Raw genomic sequence first — 19,484 nt, 5'->3', positions numbered from 1 at the left:
ATTCATGTTTTTTTAAAAAAGTTTTAAACTTTGTTTCTCGCGTCCACTTCCCGCTCCCAACGATCCAGAGCGTCCTCTTTCAAAACCGCTTTGGCCCATTGTCGATCAGCATATCCGACGGCTTCATCCGTCCGGTGTGTGTCACGGCGAATCAAGCGGAACCCAAAGTAGATGACTCCAATCGCAAGCAAGCTAGAAAAGAGCAAATGCAGCTTGCCGATCATCATTAAGAAACCAAACAGGAAGATAAACAACCCAAAGAATTTTTTGCCTGCAGATTCGTCCGAAATTACTTTTTTCGCTCCAAAAATCATGATGAGCCCCGGTATAAGGAGGTGAAACAAATGTCTAACCAAACCGAGTTGGTCCACTAATAAAAGTACTCCGACGATAAGCAGGGATAATCCGAGAAACACTTTCCCCGAACGCTCCCCCATCCTTCATCCCTCCAATTCGTAATGGTGCTGTCGTTCATGTCTTTATTCTAGGCCAACTTAGCTTTTTGAATAACGGACGAGCGATTGGTTTTTCACTCCGCCTTGAGACCGATGAGAGCTCGTCCTTCAACACGACCGCCTAATTGTGTCTATTTTATGAACGTTAATTATTTAAAGAGGAAAAATTTACTTAGGGGGCGAATACTTGTACTTTGTGTAAGAATAACTCAAAAAAAGCCGAATTCCTTTATTTGGAAACGGGGGAACCAATCTTTTGGGGTGAATAGCTGTCGAAAAACAGCTTAGGGGACCTTTCAACCGAACCCATCAGCTAACCTCGTAGGCTCACGGAAGGGGCAGCCTCATTGCGTAAGTTTGTTTGGGCTTTTGTTCTTGCTGGACTCTTATCAATGGGTACAATCTCAGCGTATGCTGATGAGAATGTACTTGATTCAACCGTGAAGGAGCTATACGGTGTGCCTTACAAGGCATCGGGTACCAGCACTCGAGGATTTGACTGCTCCGGTTTTACACAATACGTGTTTCAGAAGCTGGGCGTAGACATCCCTCATTCTTCAGCTGCGCAGTATCAGATGGGCAAGGCTGTAGAGAGATCACAGCTTCTACCTGGTGATCTCGTGTTCTTCAAAACAAATGGACACAGCGTATCTCATGTGGGAATCTACCTTGGAAACAACACCTTCATTCACTCTGAATCAGGAGTTGGCGTCGTCAAAACCAAATTGACTGATCCCTACTACTGGTCCGAGCGTTATGTTGGTGCGAAGCGTATTGCTCTTCCAGCTCTTCAGGATTCACCAGATTCAAATCAGATGCTGGCTCAAAGCAAGAAAAAGAGCGTACAGGCAGCTTCTATAACTGAAACAGCGAAAAAGCCTTCACCACAGAAAAAACACTAAGTTCTACGTACATCAAAGGTCAGAGGACATTTTCCTCTGACTTTTTCTGATTATAATTAGTACCTGCTCCCATGAGATGGTTATATATAATGTTGTCTATATGTTTCTTCTATAAGAAATTACCGTCCCAGTTCTCATGGAAAGCGTGTTATATTTGAGGTAGTGAAACTCGATTATGGGGGAGTCTTTTTTGAAAGAACATATACTCGTTGTTGATGATACACAGGAGATTCTTGAACTCCTGCACGACATACTTGAAAGTGAAGGTTTTCAGGTTACTGTAACTGAAGATGGTGCTGAAGCCCTGGTTCTGTTGAAGAACGGATTACAACCCGACCTAATCCTCCTAGACATCATGATGCCCAACATGAGTGGCTACGAGTTGTGCGCCCAGATTCGCCGTGAATCTGACATTCCGATTCTATTCTTGAGCGCCAAAGGAAAAGCGGTAGATAAAGTAGTTGGACTCGAAATCGGCGCGGACGATTATATCACCAAACCGTTTGATGCCGAAGAGTTGTTGGCCCGCGTACGCGCACACCTTCGCCGCTACGATCGGATTCGCAAAGTAACGATTACCGATGCGCCTGACAAAGATGCCTCCACTTCTCCTATTACCATTCTGAAGTTTAAAGGACTGGAGATTCATAAGGAGACCTACTCCGTTTTTGTGGAAGGCGAAAAGGTGGAGCTGTCCACGAAGGAATTCCAACTGCTTACTTTTCTGGCGGAGAATCCAGGCATTGTCTTCACCCGTGAACAGATCTATGATCGCGTATGGGGATATGGCTATGGTTCACTGAATACAGTAACCGTTCATATTAAAAACCTGCGGGAGAAGCTGGAATCGGAGCGAATCTTCATTAAAACACAATGGGGTACCGGGTACGTATTCATCGGGGAGCGTCAGTAGGATGGGAATAGGTAAAAAACTATTCTTGTCCTTTCTCGCTGTAATCGGCATTCATCTTCTGACCTACAACCTTTTTTTCAAGCAACTGATTGTCGAGCAAATGAAAACGGATCGCCACGAGCAGTTTTTGCAAGAAATGGAGGCTGCCAAGCTCGTCCGCTTCAATCAATTGATGCGCAACAGTGTTTTTAAAGACCCAATCGAAGTGAAAGAATTGGATGATCAGCTTCCCAAAGAATTGATGTATCGAGTTACGGTCTACGACGCAAATGGGAACAAGCTTTTCTCCAAACCATCGCCGGCCTATGATATGAAAAAAACCGGTAAAAAGATTATCGCCGAATACCATTTCAATCACGAACCTCCCAACCAGGGACAAACCGTCATTGAATTCTTTACGGATGATTATGATATTCTCGCTTCCAAAGGGGTATCGATGACGATCACCTACATTTATGCCAGTATTCTTTTGATCGGCGCTGTACTCATCTACATTCTCATTCGCTGGATTCTTCGACCGGTGAATGAACTAACTCGCGTGACACAGGACATAAAAGAAGGCAAGCGATTTGTCTCCTTTTCTTATAAAGCTAATGACGAATTCGGACAACTATTCCGCTATTTTCAGGATATGGTGGAGCAGCTTCGCTATTCTGAAGATCGGCAGCATGAATTAATCTCCGCGATTGCTCACGACTTCCGCACTCCGCTCACGACGATTAAAGGGTACGCCTCGTTTATCGCATCGGGTCGTGTGACAGATCTGGATAAAATTCAGAATCGAATGAAAAAGATGGAAGAAAAAGCGTCCGATCTGGAACGGTTGATTGATGAGCTGCAGGATTTCAGCCAATACAGCACGGAATTGCCCCTGACTTACAGCCGAATCCACGTGCAAACGTTTCTCCAGAGTCTGGTTGAGGATTATCTTGAGAAGACGCGTGAAGCCAACCTGGAGTTCAAGTGGAAATTGCGTGTGTCAGATCGCCTGTTCGTTGAAGGAGATCAAGCCAAATTACGCCGTGTCATGCAAAATCTGTTGAATAATGCCATCTATTACAATAAACCCGATGGATCGATTCTTTTGACTTGTGATCAGCGCGAACACCAACTGGTGGTTAACGTCATTGACAAAGGAGAAGGAATTGCGGAAGAAGACCTGAATAAAGTCTTCACAAAATTCTATCGGGCGGAGAAATCGCGAAATCGCAATAGTGGCGGGACCGGGCTTGGACTTACTATTGCGCAAAGTATCATGGAGCGGCATGGTGGCCAAATTACTGTAACCAGCCAACAAGGGGAAGGCAGCTGCTTCACCGTATCGCTTCCGATTATGCGTAAGGATCCGGCAAATACTTTATAGATATTTATGAACGTTTTATGTCTTTTTAATAAATGACTGCTAGACTAAGTCGTAAGCATTATTGCTTTCACGTGTAAAACACCCTATTTTAGTATCTACTTGGCGATGACAAGATCGCACACGGTATGATACTTTTTTTCTTTTTATGGGGATTGTTGAATATCGTCAAACGGATATTCGACACAAACCGGCTTTAACCATTGAACCGCTTGTGTCCCGTTAATCCCAAACACAGTTCCACTTTCCACCGAATGACTAAGCAACCACGAGACAAATCTTCCTACCTCTTCAGCAGAACCGATTCTCCAATATTCGGGAAGCTCTTTGCCTTGTTCGCGAGCCAGCTTCTGTTCGCGATTGACATGGGGGCGTGTCATATCCGTCAACGCAGCAGGCGCTACCGCATGTACACGAACAGGAAGGGACTTCAATTCTTCTGCCCATGTATACGTCATGGCGAGTATGGCTCCCTTGGCAGCCGCGTAATTGATTTGACCCACTGTCCCTAGAAGACCCGCTGTAGAGATCATGTTGATAATGATCCCAGGTTGAGCTGATTCTCTAAGCGCTTGAATAAATGGTTGCGTACAAGAAAAGGTCCCTTTGGCGTGTACTCGCATGACCTGATCCCATTCCTCTTCTGACATCCGATGTGTCATGCGGTCTGCGACAATACCAGCATTGTTTATCAAAAAATCAACCCGTCCAAATGCTTGTATCGCCGTCTCAACAAGCAATTGACCTGTCTTCATCTCTTCAACCCGACCGGCTACTCCGATGACCCGTCCTTCCGCATGGATTTCTAATTGAGTGACAGTCTCTTTCACCCGTTCTAAACTTGTGCCGTTCACAACTACAAAAGCTCCTTGAGTAAGCAACTGTTTGGCGATTGCGAGTCCAATCCCGCGAGTTGATCCTGTGATCAGGGCTACCTTCCTTTTGAAACTCATCTCATTCGAATGCATCTGGTTTGTTCCTCTCTTCTTTCAATTTCTAGGTAACCTTGATTTTTCCGACATAGACTGGCTTACCCGTTCGAGAGGAACAGCCAACCAACTTGAAGCTCTGTTCACTCTGGCCGTTGGAAGCTTTGTCTTCACCCGAATAAATAGAGAATTGAACCTGATCTCCCGCAAAAATTGGAGCCAGAAAACGCATATGATAAGAGACTAATCTCTTATCTGTCAGCACCGTTTCAGAAGATATGGACAATCCCATCCCGTACATCCCATGAGCCAATACAGCAGGAAATCCTGCCGCTTGAGCCGCTGCCTCTTCCAGATGAATGGCTTGTGTGTCTCCTGACGCGTAGGCATACTCACGAATGGCTTCAGTTGTTATGCGCTTTATCAATGAGGACTGTAGCTTCATCCCCTGTGATGCCAACTCATATACAGGCTCCCTTATCACTTCTGTAGCTATTGGCTCTGAAACTGGCAGATATAGTAGTGTATCTGCTATAAACACACGCTCATCTCCCTCCTCTCCAATCAAACGATGAAGAAGGGCGAGGTAAACCTTATTCTTTGGCGTTTGCACATAATAGGCTTCTGCACACTCAATTCGGCACCGATAGGAGATCCCGATTCGTAAGGGCTTCTCGTAAATGAAGTTTTGTTCTTTTAGTAATTGCGGTAAGGGACAATTCTTAAGCCATTCCGGATACGAATGCTGCCAAAAAGTAATAGGTAACGTCGGCGGAAGCCCGTGATCTAACGGCCATTCCACCGCTTTGGCAAAGCTCTTCACTTGGGTTTCGGTGACATTTACGTGAAAATCATTGGTAACAAGGCCGCGATAGATCTTCGACGGGTTCCACTGATTCATGCTCTTTCTCTCCTACTCCATGGCATGGTGTTGATTTTATTTAGACGTAACAATCCAGTTGCGAAGCGTCTCTTTGTCTGCTTTTCCCGCAGAGCCTAGCGGAAGCTGCTCAACGATCAGATAGTAATCCGGCCAGCGTGACTGCTGAAGATGGTGTCTCACCCATGAATGGAACTTGGACTCCTGACGAGTCATTAGCTTCACTTCAGAAGGTTTCCTTTCTTCTTGGTTAGATTCGACAATAGCGGCGACGATACACTCTCCCATTACTTGGTCTGGTATCCCTAGAACAACCACTTCTGCCACATTTAGGTGCTGATTGAGTACGCGCTCAATTTCTAAAGGATAGATATTGACTCCTCCACGCAGGATCATATCCTGTTTGCGACCCGTCAAAAACAAATAACCCGCTTTATCCAGGTACCCCATGTCCCCCACTGTGTAGTATCCTTCTTGCGGCAATAGAAACTTCTCCGCTACCTGATGTCCATAGGCTTGGGCGATCATCTCACTTTGGACGTACACTTCTCCAACTTCTCCGACTTCACATAGCTTTCCGGCATCACTGCGAATCACCAGCTTTGTTTGCGGAAACGCTTTGCCGACGCTGTTCCCGACCGTAAGCTGATCATCAGGAGAAATATAGCTGACAAAGCTAAGCTCTGCCGCCCCGTAGTATTCATAAAGCTGTGATTGCTTGAAGCAGGAGAGCCACGCTTTTTTTAAAGTCAGATCGAGCTTGGCACCCGCTGACACAATCTTTAACGGAAGTGTACGAAAAATTGGAGTCATCTGTGTTTGATCAGCAAGCATGGAGAGCAGCTTGGCAATCATCGTCGGCACAAGAAAAGTTGACGTAATCTGTCCGCTTAGCAGTTGATCCATAACGGATTCCGCTTGAAAAAAAGGCAGTAGAACAACCTCTCCTCCTCGGTCCAGCACTTGCAACGCTGCGATCAGAGAAGCGGAGTAATGCAAAGGACCTGGTATCAGCATCGTATCTTCCAATCCAATGCCAAACGCTTCATACATAGCGTCAAAGCTGATCACCCACGAACGATGATTGCGCAAGATTCCTTTGGGTCTGCCAGTCGAACCAGAGGAAACCGCCATGTAAAATAGTCCGTCTGCACTTATCTGTTTGACGTTAGGTTGGTGTTCAAAAACAGTTGGCTGATTCTCATGAGACTTTTCCTCAAGATACTCATCAACCGTTTCATGATCCCATACTTCTGTCAGATTCAGATGCTTTTTGTAGTCATCTAGTTGCTCACGTAAAAGGTCAGCAGGGAGAGGAACCGCTATAGCGCCTGCTCTTACACAACCATAGAAGGCACACAGAAAATCAGGATGATTGGAAAGATAAAGCCCAATTCGTTGTCTCGCCAGGTTGCGCGCGCCAATCATTTGAGCAATTCGTTCACTTCGCTCAATCAACTGCTGATAGGTATAGCCAATCGTGCCCATCCTTACAGCCATTCGATCAGGTTGCTGGCTTGCTTGTTGCCACACACCATGCAGAATCGTTCGGGAATGATGAACCTTCACTTCACTCATTGATCACTCACCCGCTCAAAACAGACCGCCAGACCAAGCCCGCCGCCAATTCCCAATGTAGCCAAGCCATAGCGTAGAAAAGACGCCCCTTCCCTCTTCATGCCATGCGCCAGATGCGTGACCAATATCGCCCCGGATGCCCCATAAGGGTGACCCAACGCTATCGCGCCACCATCTGGATTGACTCGTTCTGGCGGCAATCCAAGTTCTTCTACACACGCTACCACCTGAGAGGCAAACGCTTCGTTAAACTCAATTCTCGCCAGTTCGTCAATGGTAATCCCTGTCTTTTGCAAGAGTCGACGAACTGCAGGAATTGGTCCTGCCCCGAGAATATGCGGATCGATCCCAACGGAGACAGAATCCACAAAGCGAAGAACTGGAAGCAGTCCATGTTCACGAGCCTTGGCTTCACTCATGATCACCGTTAAAGCGGCCCCATCGTTTATTGGGCACGCATTTCCAGCGGTAACTGTGCCCCCCTCTCGAAAGATCGGACGTAATCGGGAGAGCTTTTCCAAACTCGTATCAGGACGCGGGCATTCGTCTGTCTTGATCCAGCCTTCCCGTGTCTTCATTGGCACGATGAACGGCTCAAACACGCCTTGGTTCATAGCCTGGATTGCTTTTTGATGGGACCCAAGCGCCCACTCATCCTGCTTTTTGCGAGAGATACCATACTGATCGGCTACATTCTCTGCGGCTTCTCCCATCTCCGGATCACCAATCTCGTCGGGTGAAAATCGGGCTCGTCCATAGAATCGAGGAGATTTGCCATATAGTTGAACGGGTTTCTCGATCCTCCATGGTGCCCTGCTGGTACTCTCCACCCCACCTGCCAGATAAATCTCTCCCGCTCCGGCCTGGATCATCCTGCACGCCATGATCACCGCCTCCAATCCCGAACCACATTGCCGATCAACGGTTACACCCGGGACTTCTGCAGGTAATTGGGCGGTCAATAAAGCTAGACGCGCGAGATTGCCCCCTGGCCCCACCGCATTCCCTAATATCACCTCATCGATCTCCCCTGGAGACAACGCACAATGGGTAACGGCATCTTCTATGAGAGGGGCAATCAATTGTTCCGGTTCAAGCTCCTTTAGCATTCCGCCAACTTTTCCGATTGGTGTACGCTTCGCATAAACGACTACCGGTGTTCGATTCATCAAAATCCTCCCGAATGCTAATGCAACTTATTTTGTATCCGTTTACCAAAAAAAGGCTTGCTTCGTAAGCAAACCTTTTATCTTCTCTTTGTCTTCCTACTATGCAGCTTTATTTTCCTGAAGTGTTGTCGGTTTAATCAGCGGATAGATGTTTCGCATTCGAACGGCAAGGTAAGCGGCAACGAACGCTTTAATCAAATCCCCTGGAATAAACATCAGCGACTTCACCATGACCACACTTAACGGGATATTGGTCAGAGCAGCTTGGTACGGCATTCCAATCGCATAAATAACAATGATTCCACCAAACAGAGTAATCAAGAATGCCTTCCATGTACGTAAAGTATAATAATTGCGCTCAACCAAGTATCCAATTGCATACGCAGCAATCGGCCAGCTAAGCACCCATCCTCCGCGAGCAGTTGCAAATACGCCAATCCCACCTGTAAAGCCTGATAGAAGTGGAGCTCCTACCGCAACCAAGATAACAAAAGCTCCCATGCTTAAACCGCCAAGCCTTGCCCCCAATAAAGCTCCAGCCAGCATAACCCCCAAGGTTTGACCTGTAATGGAGATTTCATTGAAGAACGGGAATGAGATTTTGAGCATTCCAAGCACTGTTGTCAACGCAATCATCAGCGCTGCCATTACTAAATTCCTTGTGGTCACGAGTAAATCACCTATCCTCTTGGAAGTTTTCTTTCCACTAGAGTAAGGCAGCGTAATATTTTTGTCAACTATTATAGATTTCAAGTTAACATATATCCTTTTAGTCAACTACTACTTGATTCAGACGCGTAATGGACTGAATACAATGCTCCACTAAATCATGAATATCCTCGATGTTTCCCTCATCAATTTTGCGATGGAAGTCCAGCGTTATTCTGTTTTTATACACCGAAGGAGGCCATTCCAGTTGCCTATGCTCGTCGAACCGCGCGCTTACTTCCTGCGTGATATGCGGACGATGCCCCCAGATTTCATTCAGAATCTGAGTGATGATGTAGGTTTCCTTCATCACATCTGTTATGTTCAGCGAAAAGTGAAGACATATCGTGCAGCCTACGTGATCTGTTAATGATTGCTCCAACTGTTCGCTCGCAATGTCAGCCAGCTGGGTTTTTAGCTGCATCATTACCGTTACTTTTTTCTCCGGGTCCACATCTTCCGACAGGCTGAATTCAATCTGAAACAATCGGTTAAACGTAGCCAAGTCCACGATATCCGCTCGTGAATGAACGACAATTGCGCCTTCCAAGTCACGATCATAGACTGCCCCCTCCAGCACCACTTTGATATTGTCATAAATCGTCGGGTGAAACATGACCTCTCCTCTCCTGTCCGGCAGTTTTTGCTAGTCTCTTATCTGTGGTACACTATGCAAGGTAGCTTGTCAATGCCGATAAGAAAAGACTTCGTCCCTTTTCGCTCTGTGGAAGTTCACAATGAAGTAGGAAAGTCCGCTCTTTCACTACGAAAGGGAGTCGCCAAACGCTTCGCGCCCCTAAAGGGGTTTGGTGGCGACTCTTATCCCTTTCTCCGTTCTTCCCCCTCTCACCGGGGGGCTGAAACGTCGCTTGGTATCACTTCCAAGGAGACTGTAAGTGGACGAAGTCTTTTCTAGATGGGCTTACGCGAACGGATAAGTTTAATCACTTTACCACTGTAAAGCAATTAAACTTCTGATATTATAAAAAAACCACCTAGCTCTTATGAGAATTAAGTGGTTTTACTACTTGGCCGTGCGTGTGCAAACAGGAGGGACACACGTTGGTATAAGCTTCGGCTTGTTCGTGCAGTTTTTCATGGCAGACACTGCATACCTTGTCAGGTAAAGCATGATAGAAATTCGCGGAATGCATACTATACTCTCCTTTGTTATGGCATGATGAGTCTATTTTGCTGCTCTAGCCAGGAAAGTATACGATAGAGGAGAAAAGACTTCGTCCCTTAACGTTCTGTTTAAGCTCGCGTGTAGCATTTGCTGTCCGCTCCGTTCTCTACGGAAGGGAGTCGACAAGAAAATCACTGCGATTACTCACTCTGATGTAAAGAATGCCCGACTCTTTTCCTTCCTACGTTCTCTTCGCTGGGTTTCGCTTAAAATGAACTCAATGAACGAAGTCTTTTCTTGGTGGGCTACGCAAATGGAAGGAATGATTAATCACTTTACCTCTGTAAAGCAATTAATCATTCCAGCATAAAAAAAGTGAATCACCTTAAAGGCAATTCACTTACACTGCTTCGTAAAGTTCTTCGTAGCGCTTGCCGATCTCTTCGTCGGTTAAGCCCATTTCACGCAGACGCTTGAACATTGCTTGTACCCAGATATTCGTACGCTCGGACATTTTTTGATATTTCTTTACTTCTTTCGCTTTGCGTTTCGCGCGATCATCGGCGTTAGACTTGATATTGTCGAGAATGAACAAGATTTTCAGACTGTCTTCTTCGTTCAAGCTTTGCCAGTCTTTACCCAAAAAATCGAGGACTTGTTTATAGTACTGATCAAATTCCTCAAAGGAAATTTCCGTATCCATATTGAGGTATTCTTTCATTTTTTCGAACAAGCTTTCCATTGTACATAACACTCCCTTATCATTATCAGTTGCATGGGAAGAACAACCTTTAAGTAGTATAGCAAAAAGCAAATCAATTGAGAAATGAATTCAAGATTCGTCAACCAGTAGGAGGTTGCTCACATGTATAAAAAGACGAACCAATCCAACCAAGGAAAAAGCAAACCGACCCATATGCGTGACACTACGCCGCGTGGGCGTGAAGCAGGATCAAAAGGGAGTGTGCCTTCCCCTAAAGCGCAGGCCCAGCCGAAAATCAAAACGTATGAAGTCACCGAACCCATGGAACTGCTTCCATTCTTGCTGAAGCACGTGACGAATGAAGGACGTAATTCAATTAAATCCATGCTGGCCCGTGGACAGATTTTCGTTAACAATCAGCCAGTCACACTCTACAACTATGCCTTGCACCCTGGACAAAAGGTCTTGATCAGTAAGGAAAAAATTATCGAGAAGCCGCAGATGAAGGGCCTTACCATCCTCCATGAAGATCATGATGTGATCGTGATTCGTAAGGAAGCAGGCCTGTTATCCATCGCGGCTGATGATGAGAACGAACTGACGGCTTATAACCAGCTCATGGCCCACGTCAAGAGAGAGAATCCAGACAACCGTGTCTTTATTGTGCACCGATTGGACCGGGAAACCTCTGGTGTCATGATGTTCGCCAAGAGCAAAGAAATTCAGCAGGCCTTACAGAATTCCTGGAAGGACACCGTGCAGGAACGTACCTACATCGCGCTGGTCGAAGGAATGGTTAAGAAAAAGGAAGACACCATTTCCTCCTGGTTAAAAGAAAGCAAAACCTTAAAAATGTACTCCAGCCCTTATCCCAACGACGGTCAGCATGCCGTCACCCACTACAAAGTGCTGGAATCCAATCGCGAGTATTCCTTGCTTCAAGTAAACCTGGAAACTGGACGCAAAAACCAAATTCGCGTGCACATGCAGGATATTGGTCATCCGATCGTAGGGGACAAGAAGTACGGTTCCCGAACCAAAACCATTGGCAGACTGGGGCTTCATGCGCATGTTTTATCCTTCGCGCACCCGACAACAGGCAAGGTCCTGCGTTTTGAGTCTAAGATTCCCAAGGATTTTTTCAGTCCTTTTCGAACTGAAAATCCTCAATAAGATCAACTCTCCATTAAAAAGACCGTAACTAGCCAAACAGCTGTTACGGTCTTTGCTTTTCGGTGAAGGTTTATTAGTCTTAGGTTCCCTGCTCCACTTGCTCTGCATGTTTTGGCAAAGCGATAGCGATCAACAATCCTAGCACCGCACAATAGAACATGATATCAAAAACTGATTCCAATCCTAATGGTTTGGCCGACAGTTGAATGCTTGTCATATAGCTGTTAAATACCGCCCCAAGCACAGCTACCCCAACCGTTTGCCCCATGGTTCGCACAAACTGGAGAGATCCAACAGCTACACCGCGCTGTTGCCACGTTACGCTGCTCTGAACAGCAATGGTAATGGAGGTCACTGTGAATCCAAAGCCTAATCCCAAAACAAACATGGCAACTGGAATCATCCATTGTGGACTGTCAGGAGTAATGATCGATATCCACCCGCTGCCTAGAATCATAATGATCGATCCGATGATGGAGGCAAGTTTATACCCGGATTTGATCAGGATTCGACCACCAATAGAAGCTGCCACAGGCCAACCGATAGACATCGGAAGTAGGGTGAACCCGGAGTAAGTGGCGGAATGACCTTGAATGTCCTGAATCCAGATCGGCAAGTATGCCGAAGTCCCGATTAACACCACACTCTGGACAAATGAGACAGCTTGTGAAATCGTCATCAGCTTGCTTTTGTACAGGCGAAGCGGAAGCATTGGTTCTTTGGCTCGCTTTTCCACCTGTAGAAAAACAGCGAACAACACCGCACTAATCAATACAGGAACAAGCGATGAGCCTGACACCTGCGAGCTTCCTGTTTCCCCGCTAGACAATAGGGTATACAGAAACAATCCAATACTGATCGAGAACAGCACAACGCCAGGATAATCGATATACACCTGTTTCTTATGAATTTGTTCATGGAAGAATTTCGAGATCAACAAAATCGAAACAAAGCCAACCGGAATGTTGATATAAAAAATCCAATGCCAGGAAACAAAATCCACAAAAAAACCGCCAACCAGCGGCCCAACAATTCCGGCTATTCCCCAAACGGCTCCGAATAGGCCCATTAGCTTGGCTCGCTCTTCCTGTGTAAAGATGTCTCCGATAATCGTCATGGTAATCGGCTGTACCGCCCCGGCCCCCAAGCCTTGAATCGCCCGAAAGATCATCAATTGAATCATCGATTGGGATAGTCCACAGAGAAACGACCCAAGGACAAACAGAATAATACCAAATAAAAAAATCCGCTTACGGCCAAACAAGTCAGCCAACTTCCCATAAATAGGCGTCGTCACTGCCGCTGTCAGCAAGTAAATGGAGAACACCCATGAAATATACTCGCTTTGTCCTAAATCGCGGATGATAGTTGCCATCGCCGTACTAATAATGGTGGTATCAATTGCGGTTAAAAACGTCGCAACCATCAACGCGATAAAGACATTGCGTTTCGTTGAATCCATCGTCATCGTCTGCTTACTCCTTTTTCTGAAAAAACGGTACTGCCGTTTTTTGTTATGTGTTAATAATGAACAGCGTTCGGCTCTCTGTCAACTTAATAAATCAAAAAGTTTAAAAATGGCCAGATACCTCCTTAAACTATAAATTTTGGCGTAAAAAAAGGCAACTCGCATCAGCAAAATGCGGTTGCCTTCATGGGATGGTAATTTTCCTGTATATGATATGATTGTGTTGTCGGTTGCACTAACTATCGAGCAGTTTAGTTGAAATGGGTTTTAGGTGGGAACTCTTTTTTTACAGATTATTTAATCGGCGGAATTACAAGTTTACCCTGCAAATTTATATATCCACCTTTTGTTTGGTCGACAGAATACAAACCATTATACTCGTCCAATTGCTTATAAACAGGTGGGAGTACGAATTTCATATTTTTATCTATAATTCCAAATAAGTTATTCCTGTTAGAAACTATTACAAGACCATTCTTTAGAACGCGATGCACTTTTATATAAGGCTGCGAAATAATTTCACCTTTCAGGTTCATCGCCCCCAAGAAGTAGTTATCGTCGAAGAATTGCACTATATTTGGGTTGTTATACCAAGTATATATTTCTTGTTTCTCACCGAAGGTGCCAGGCTCAGCGATCCATTCACCTTTCTTATTAATGAAACCATATTTGAATCCTTTTAGATTCGCATTTCTTTCTCTTACTCTGGCAATTCCATTTTCAAACTGTTCCGGTTCAAAAAATTTTGGCTCAATAATAAATTTCCCAGTAAAATCAATGTAACCACGAAGCTCACCCGGAAGTCCAGCAGGTGCAATTCCTTCAGAAAAATCTCCTAAATATACAAATTTCGGAGGTATAACTATTTTCTCATTCTGATCCATCAAACCAAGTAAAAAATTCTCACTTATCGGGATGTAATATTTTCCATCGTATTCCTTTATACTCTTGTATTTAATAGGCGTTATTATTTTTCCAGATTTATCGATTAAACCGAATTTGTCGTTGATTTCAGCTGGTGCCACGCCGTTTTTGAAATCTGTCGTACGATCAAACTGCGGTTTTATTACCATTTTCCCATTTTTGTTTATGAAGCCAGCTTTCCATTGTGATTTTCCATCGTAATTTCCCCACATAAAAACCGACCGTAATCCTTCATGAAAAAAGAATAGATATCTAGTACCACGAGGAGCGGTAAAGATTATTTTTCCTTGATTATTGATGTAACCTTTTTTTTCCCCTTGATAGAATTGGCCAATATCCTTATCCGTATCAAAATCCGGAAGTGCATTTTGCGGAAAAATAAGGTTGTCGTACTGTGGTTTTATCACAAGTTTCCCACTTAGATTAACCATGCCCCATTTATTTTGACTGTGACTATACATGGGAAAAAGAGCTGTTCTATCAATTACTTGGGCTCCAACTTGATTATTGGCTGCAAAACTACTTTCTACCAAAAAAGCCAACATTATAAAGCATATTGCAAATGACCACTTTAGTGATTTCAATACATATCACTCCTCTGAACGCATTTATAATGCGGACAAAATTTAATATTTTTAATGGTTATATTTTCCTATAATATTATTTCAACAGCAATAAAAATCTTGAATTTAAGCCCTTTCTAATGCGATATCGAATCCATCTTTATTGAACTATCCATTCCCAATATTCCATGCTGATTTAGAAGCATGTGTTCACTGAAATACTGACTTGAGACTTAAAAATAAAATATCAATCAATGGAAAAAATAGTTATAGACTTAACAAACATAGATGAAAGACAGATTACGAATTATTAAACTATCGTGCAACATAGTTTAAAAGGGAACTTTAATTTAAATCTCGAAAATCTAATGTAATCGGATAGCTAAAAATTTGATGATAGACAGGAGTTAGATTCGATGATAAAAGGTTTCGGAGGAATTTTTTGGAGAACTAAGAATCTTGAAGTTATAAAAAAATGGTACAGTGAAGTATTGAAGATTGAAATAGAAAATTGGAATGGGACTGTGATAAAACCCCAATTAGGAAATGAGACTATCTTTTCTTTCTTTACCGAGAATGACAGTTATTTCCCAACAGAACAACAAGTGATGTTAAATTTCCAAGTGCATAATCTAAACGAGACTATTAAGCATCTTGAACATATTGGTGTACCACTTGCAAAGAACAAAGAGAGTAGTGAATATGGAAAGTTTATTTGGATTGAAGATCCTGAAGGTCGACTGGTCGAGCTTTGGGAGAAATAACGAGTTGTAATTCATTTGCTATTGAGCTAACAAGGGCGTTAGTTGAACAAGAATAGGGAACCTCGACAAATGAAGGTTCCCCTCATTACTATATAAAAATCAACATTTAAACAAATGGTGCTTCCCAAGCTTTTTTCCGCCAGCCAATCCGATAGTGAACAACATTCAACTGACCGTCCAGCTCAACATCCACTCCAAAAGGAAGCTTCTTGTTGTACCAGAACCTCATCTCGCTCCAGCGGACTTCATACCCTCCCTGAATTTCTCGATAGGTGACATGAATCCGTTGAGCAAACTGTAAAAACGCCCGCACTCCGTCCGTATTCATCGTAGCTTGAATAATGGGATGCTGCTCTGTTTTCGGGTATTGATCCTCGATAATCACATAATTGCCAATGACTCTTCCGGTATAAAACTTATCCTCAACCTCAAACACAAACAACCAATGAAACCAATGAAGTGTCGGGAGTACATGACAGACACCTACCTCAGGTATCGTCTGTCTCACTCGTCGCACGAGGTAGGAATGATAGACGCCTTTGGTCAGGATATACATCAACGTCGCAGCATAAATGGAACTGAACAACGGAACAGGATTCCATTTGAACCCCCACCAAAGAACAAGCCCTCCGAGATGAAGCGTAAATAGAATGGGATCGAAAATTGCGAGGATATCGAGGTGTATCCAATTCTTACGCAACGGTCTGAGCGACTGAACACCATACGCATTCAAGGTGTCCAGAAAAACATGAAAAAAAACAGCTGCAAACGTCCAAAGATAAATGGTCGAAACATACTGCCATAATCCAGTTCCCCAAGCCAGACCCAAACCAATAAGGGCAGGCCAAATCCCTAAAGCGGGTAGTGAGTGTGTAATCCCCCGGTGATGACGAATGTAGCTTACGAATCCTTTGAGACGGATCATGGCATCAAAATCCGGTGCATGTGAACCGATTAACGTTCCCGCCATTACGATCAAGGCTACTTCGGGATGCTGGGCTACGGCCGGATCAAGATAAGCCAAACCAGCCAAAGTAGCTCCGAACAACAGATGGCTCGCTGTATCCATCATATCGCCTCCATTTAACGTAAGCTTTACGCCATCTTCAGTTTATCAAGGGAGTGTGGATGATTCGTTAACTTTACGTTAAAGGGAGATGAATTCATTGATTGATAGCGGCCTCATAGGCATCGATAAACTCTTGAGGAATAGCCGTCGCTTTACGTTGAACGGCGTCAATCATAACCAGCGTGACATCGGCGTCGCAAACCAGGTCACCCTTGGCATTAAACAATTCGTGACGCAGCACGATGCTCTTGCCACCGAGGCGCAGAGGCCTGGAAACCACCTTGATTTCTGCGCCCATCAGGACTTCCTTGCGGTAATTCACGTTAATATTGACAACGACCGGCAAAATCCCTCTACTCTTCATTTCCTCAAGACTAAGTCCCGATTGAGTAATCAATTCAAAGCGACCCCACTCCATGTACTCCAAATACTTCGCGTTATTCAAATGTCCAATTGTATCGACTTCTGTCGAGCGGACAATCGTGGTAAAAACGTGTTCAGCCATATGTACTCCCTCACTTCCGTTTTTCTACAGTATAGCTCATTCTTATAATTGAGTGAATATTCATTCATAATTGAAGAGTGCGATTTTTCCTCAGGATGTTATAATAAGGGATAATGGCCAAATTCTTGTTGGAGGTGAATACCATGTTGCAACACTCCCGATTTGAGTTAGATGTGCCCACATTCCTCCGATCCTAGTCGGATAGGAATGGAGTAGCGCCCAATTCTACCCGGCTAGTAGATACCTTACACACCTGATAAAACAACGATCTACTCCGGGAGGTACAAACTAATGAACACGCAGCGTAAACAACAAATTCTAGGAAGTATTTTTTTATCATTGGCGGCGGCGATTTGGGGCGGCGTCTATGTCGTTAGCAAAGTCGTTTTGGAAGTGATTCCACCGTTTACCTTGCTTGAAATTCGCTTTGCCATTGCTTTGCTTGTGCTTGGCAGTATTGTGATCATTCAAAAAAGCTATGTACCACGTCACGATCTTCCTTCCATGATGGGCATCGGATTCGTGGGGATCACGCTATCTATCGGTGCGCAGTTCTTGGGCACCAAGTTTTCTTCAGCGCATATGGGGGCTCTAATTACTTCCGCCTCTCCAGCGTTCATCGTGCTTTTTGCCGTTTGGATGCTGCGAGAAAGATTGCAACTATTCCAACTACTCGGGATGATTTGTGCCACGATTGGCGTGATCGTAGTTGTTGGGGTACCCGATCACGAGGCAGTTTCCACATCGTTTCTCGGGAACCTGATCCTGTTGGTTGCGGCCGTCACCTGGGCCTTGTACACGGTGATGAGCAAACGGGCGACATCCATTTACTCGTCTGTCGTTGTCACTACTTATGCGGCACTGTTCGGACTTATTTTCACTTTCCCTGTCATGCTATGGGAGTTGTCCGTCACCCCTGTAAACTGGTCGTTCGGATGGAACATCTGGGCGGGAATAATGTATTTAGGAATCGTATCCACTGCGGGAGCCTTTTATTTGTGGAACAAAGGCTTTGAATTGATGAGTGCGGGAAGCGGGGCCGCCTTTTTCTTCATTCAACCGATAGTTGGCTCATTTTTTGGCTGGCTGTTGCTGGGGGAGCACTTAAGCCTTGGTTTTTTCTTCGGAGCCTGCTTGATCCTAGGCGGCGTGGCGGTTTCCAATCTACGAAAAACAGTCGATGTGCCCAGCAAACAAACTTCACATTAAGAAAAGAGGAACCCTCCGACTCACGATTATGTGAGTCAGCGGGTTCTTTTTTCATCCAAAAACACTTCTCCTCGCCTTGCCGCTCCTACTGATTCCCAAATGTACAGTGAAATATAGCTACGGTAAGGCGCCCAGCTCTCTCCTACTCGCCGGATCTCTTGTTCGTCTGGTTTATCGGTCAGTCCATACACCAGTTGAATTCCATTGCGAAGCCCAATATCCGCGGCTGGGAGTAAATCACTCCGTCCCATTCCAAACATCAACAGGCACTCCACCGTCCAACGTCCAATTCCACGCAGTGGAAGCAAATACTGGATTACCTCTTCATCTGACATGCCCTGCAATCGATTCAATTCTACCCGGCCTTCTACTACAGCTTTGGCAAAATCAATGATGTATTCCGCTTTTCGCTGGCTGAATTGCAGATCGCGAAGCTGAGCCACCGTTAATTGGGCAACACGCTCAGGTGTCGGAAAGAGCAAATAGGTATTCCCCGCTTCATCTTGGAGAGAATCTCCGGCAACTTCAAGCAAACGATGAGTAAGGGTTGCGGCAAAGGCCAGATTCAGCTGCTGTCCAATAATCGTCCGAATCATGGATTGAAAAAGATCCGGGTCAAGGAGATAGCGTAAACCGCGAAATGATTTGCACAAGGGTCTCAAATACGGATCGTTTGACATGTGTACATATAGTGACGTGAGATCATAGTCAATTGAAAACATATGCCGTACAGTGGCTGTCAGTTCCCTTTGCTGTGCAGGGCTTAATGTCGCTTCAGTCGACACGGTCAACAGGGGTTGTTCACAATTACCGGCGAATTGCAAGGTTGCCAAAACCGGCTTGCCGGCTAGGCGAAATGCGCGTCGAAGAATTCCATGATCCGCATCAATCCTGAATTGGTCATCTGGATGGGATTCCAATCGACGAAGTAAGCGTTCAAATGAGTAGGGGGGCGTAACCGTAATCGTCGTCGTAAACATGGGACACCTCTCTTTCAATTCCATATTGTACCATAAAATTCACCCAACGTCAGATGGCCCGAATCATGATGTCATCAAAAAACCCACCCGACAAAGTTGCCGAGTG

General features: G+C 44.9%; 20 protein-coding genes and 1 riboswitch. Of the genes, 6 read left to right on the top strand and 14 right to left on the bottom strand.

Annotated elements, in window-relative coordinates:
- Positions 1-23 precede the first annotated feature (23 nt).
- On the bottom strand, positions 24-437 hold the full coding sequence (locus ACQCN2_RS18625) for a LiaF transmembrane domain-containing protein (RefSeq protein ID WP_426930442.1): 414 nt from the start codon (positions 435-437) through the stop codon (positions 24-26).
- Between the two features lie 225 nt (positions 438-662).
- Positions 663-798, top strand: a riboswitch (cyclic di-AMP (ydaO/yuaA leader).
- A 4-nt stretch (positions 799-802) separates the two neighbouring features.
- Here ACQCN2_RS18625 and ACQCN2_RS18620 point away from each other — a divergent pair.
- From ACQCN2_RS18620 to ACQCN2_RS18610, 3 genes are all read left to right on the top strand, one after another.
- Positions 803-1,357 carry a C40 family peptidase gene (locus ACQCN2_RS18620; RefSeq protein WP_426930441.1) on the top strand — a complete coding sequence of 185 codons (555 nt, stop codon included), beginning with the start codon at positions 803-805 and terminating at the stop codon, positions 1,355-1,357.
- Between the two features lie 190 nt (positions 1,358-1,547).
- Positions 1,548-2,270 carry a response regulator transcription factor gene (locus tag ACQCN2_RS18615; RefSeq protein WP_426930440.1) on the top strand — a complete coding sequence of 241 codons (723 nt, stop codon included), beginning with the start codon at positions 1,548-1,550 and terminating at the stop codon, positions 2,268-2,270.
- A 1-nt stretch (position 2,271) separates the two neighbouring features.
- Positions 2,272-3,633 (top strand): sensor histidine kinase, encoded by a 1,362-nt coding sequence (locus ACQCN2_RS18610; protein WP_426930439.1) that lies wholly within the window; start codon positions 2,272-2,274, stop codon positions 3,631-3,633.
- Positions 3,634-3,776: 143 nt separating this feature from the next.
- Here ACQCN2_RS18610 and ACQCN2_RS18605 read toward each other — a convergent pair whose 3' ends face one another.
- The 8 genes from ACQCN2_RS18605 to ACQCN2_RS18570 form a co-directional block, all read right to left on the bottom strand.
- Positions 3,777-4,598 carry an SDR family NAD(P)-dependent oxidoreductase gene (locus ACQCN2_RS18605; protein ID WP_426930438.1) on the bottom strand — a complete coding sequence of 274 codons (822 nt, stop codon included), beginning with the start codon at positions 4,596-4,598 and terminating at the stop codon, positions 3,777-3,779.
- Positions 4,599-4,626: 28 nt separating this feature from the next.
- Positions 4,627-5,460 (bottom strand): MaoC family dehydratase, encoded by an 834-nt coding sequence (locus ACQCN2_RS18600; RefSeq protein ID WP_426930437.1) that lies wholly within the window; start codon positions 5,458-5,460, stop codon positions 4,627-4,629.
- A gap of 36 nt (positions 5,461-5,496) precedes the next feature.
- Positions 5,497-7,017, bottom strand: coding sequence for a class I adenylate-forming enzyme family protein (locus ACQCN2_RS18595; RefSeq protein ID WP_426930436.1), 1,521 nt, complete (start codon positions 7,015-7,017; stop codon positions 5,497-5,499).
- Positions 7,014-8,186, bottom strand: a complete 1,173-nt coding sequence (locus ACQCN2_RS18590; protein ID WP_426930435.1) for a thiolase family protein — start codon at positions 8,184-8,186, stop codon at positions 7,014-7,016. The genes ACQCN2_RS18595 and ACQCN2_RS18590 overlap by 4 nt, the downstream gene beginning before the upstream one ends.
- Positions 8,187-8,285: 99 nt before the next feature.
- Complete coding sequence (locus ACQCN2_RS18585) at positions 8,286-8,855, bottom strand: biotin transporter BioY (RefSeq protein ID WP_426930434.1); 570 nt, start codon at positions 8,853-8,855, stop codon at positions 8,286-8,288.
- 100 nt (positions 8,856-8,955) lie between these two features.
- On the bottom strand, positions 8,956-9,510 hold the full coding sequence (locus ACQCN2_RS18580) for a hypothetical protein (RefSeq protein ID WP_426930433.1): 555 nt from the start codon (positions 9,508-9,510) through the stop codon (positions 8,956-8,958).
- 379 nt (positions 9,511-9,889) lie between these two features.
- The gene (yhfH, locus tag ACQCN2_RS18575; RefSeq protein ID WP_426930432.1) at positions 9,890-10,048 is read right to left on the bottom strand and encodes a protein YhfH; all 159 of its coding nucleotides are present in this window, start codon (positions 10,046-10,048) and stop codon (positions 9,890-9,892) included.
- 372 nt (positions 10,049-10,420) lie between these two features.
- Complete coding sequence (locus tag ACQCN2_RS18570; protein WP_426930431.1) at positions 10,421-10,762, bottom strand: hypothetical protein; 342 nt, start codon at positions 10,760-10,762, stop codon at positions 10,421-10,423.
- A 123-nt stretch (positions 10,763-10,885) separates the two neighbouring features.
- On the opposite strand from ACQCN2_RS18570, the gene ACQCN2_RS18565 reads away from it, so the two are divergent.
- The gene (locus ACQCN2_RS18565; RefSeq protein ID WP_426930430.1) at positions 10,886-11,896 is read left to right on the top strand and encodes an RluA family pseudouridine synthase; all 1,011 of its coding nucleotides are present in this window, start codon (positions 10,886-10,888) and stop codon (positions 11,894-11,896) included.
- 79 nt (positions 11,897-11,975) lie between these two features.
- Here the strand turns inward: ACQCN2_RS18565 and ACQCN2_RS18560 are convergent, their stop codons facing one another.
- Positions 11,976-13,364: an MDR family MFS transporter gene (locus tag ACQCN2_RS18560; RefSeq protein WP_426930429.1), complete on the bottom strand. Its 1,389-nt coding sequence runs from the start codon at positions 13,362-13,364 to the stop codon at positions 11,976-11,978.
- Between the two features lie 293 nt (positions 13,365-13,657).
- Complete coding sequence (locus ACQCN2_RS18555) at positions 13,658-14,872, bottom strand: WG repeat-containing protein (protein ID WP_426930428.1); 1,215 nt, start codon at positions 14,870-14,872, stop codon at positions 13,658-13,660.
- Positions 14,873-15,267: 395 nt separating this feature from the next.
- On the opposite strand from ACQCN2_RS18555, the gene ACQCN2_RS18550 reads away from it, so the two are divergent.
- A complete protein-coding gene (locus ACQCN2_RS18550; RefSeq protein ID WP_426930427.1) occupies positions 15,268-15,615 on the top strand; it encodes a VOC family protein in 348 nt (115 codons plus the stop codon).
- 106 nt (positions 15,616-15,721) lie between these two features.
- Here ACQCN2_RS18550 and ACQCN2_RS18545 read toward each other — a convergent pair whose 3' ends face one another.
- On the bottom strand, positions 15,722-16,687 hold the full coding sequence (locus tag ACQCN2_RS18545) for a metal-dependent hydrolase (RefSeq protein WP_426930426.1): 966 nt from the start codon (positions 16,685-16,687) through the stop codon (positions 15,722-15,724).
- A gap of 91 nt (positions 16,688-16,778) precedes the next feature.
- On the bottom strand, positions 16,779-17,189 hold the full coding sequence (locus tag ACQCN2_RS18540; RefSeq protein WP_426930425.1) for an acyl-CoA thioesterase: 411 nt from the start codon (positions 17,187-17,189) through the stop codon (positions 16,779-16,781).
- Positions 17,190-17,480: 291 nt separating this feature from the next.
- Here ACQCN2_RS18540 and ACQCN2_RS18535 point away from each other — a divergent pair, with 291 nt between their 5' ends.
- Positions 17,481-18,398, top strand: a complete 918-nt coding sequence (locus ACQCN2_RS18535) for a DMT family transporter (RefSeq protein WP_426930424.1) — start codon at positions 17,481-17,483, stop codon at positions 18,396-18,398.
- A gap of 35 nt (positions 18,399-18,433) precedes the next feature.
- Here the strand turns inward: ACQCN2_RS18535 and ACQCN2_RS18530 are convergent, their stop codons facing one another.
- Positions 18,434-19,378 carry a DNA-3-methyladenine glycosylase family protein gene (locus ACQCN2_RS18530; protein ID WP_426930423.1) on the bottom strand — a complete coding sequence of 315 codons (945 nt, stop codon included), beginning with the start codon at positions 19,376-19,378 and terminating at the stop codon, positions 18,434-18,436.
- Positions 19,379-19,484 lie beyond the last annotated feature (106 nt).

This window comes from Brevibacillus ginsengisoli (assembly GCF_050113715.1).
GTDB classification, from domain to species: Bacteria; Bacillota; Bacilli; order Brevibacillales; family Brevibacillaceae; genus Brevibacillus_H; species Brevibacillus_H ginsengisoli.
This window is presented reverse-complemented; position numbering and strand designations above follow the sequence as displayed.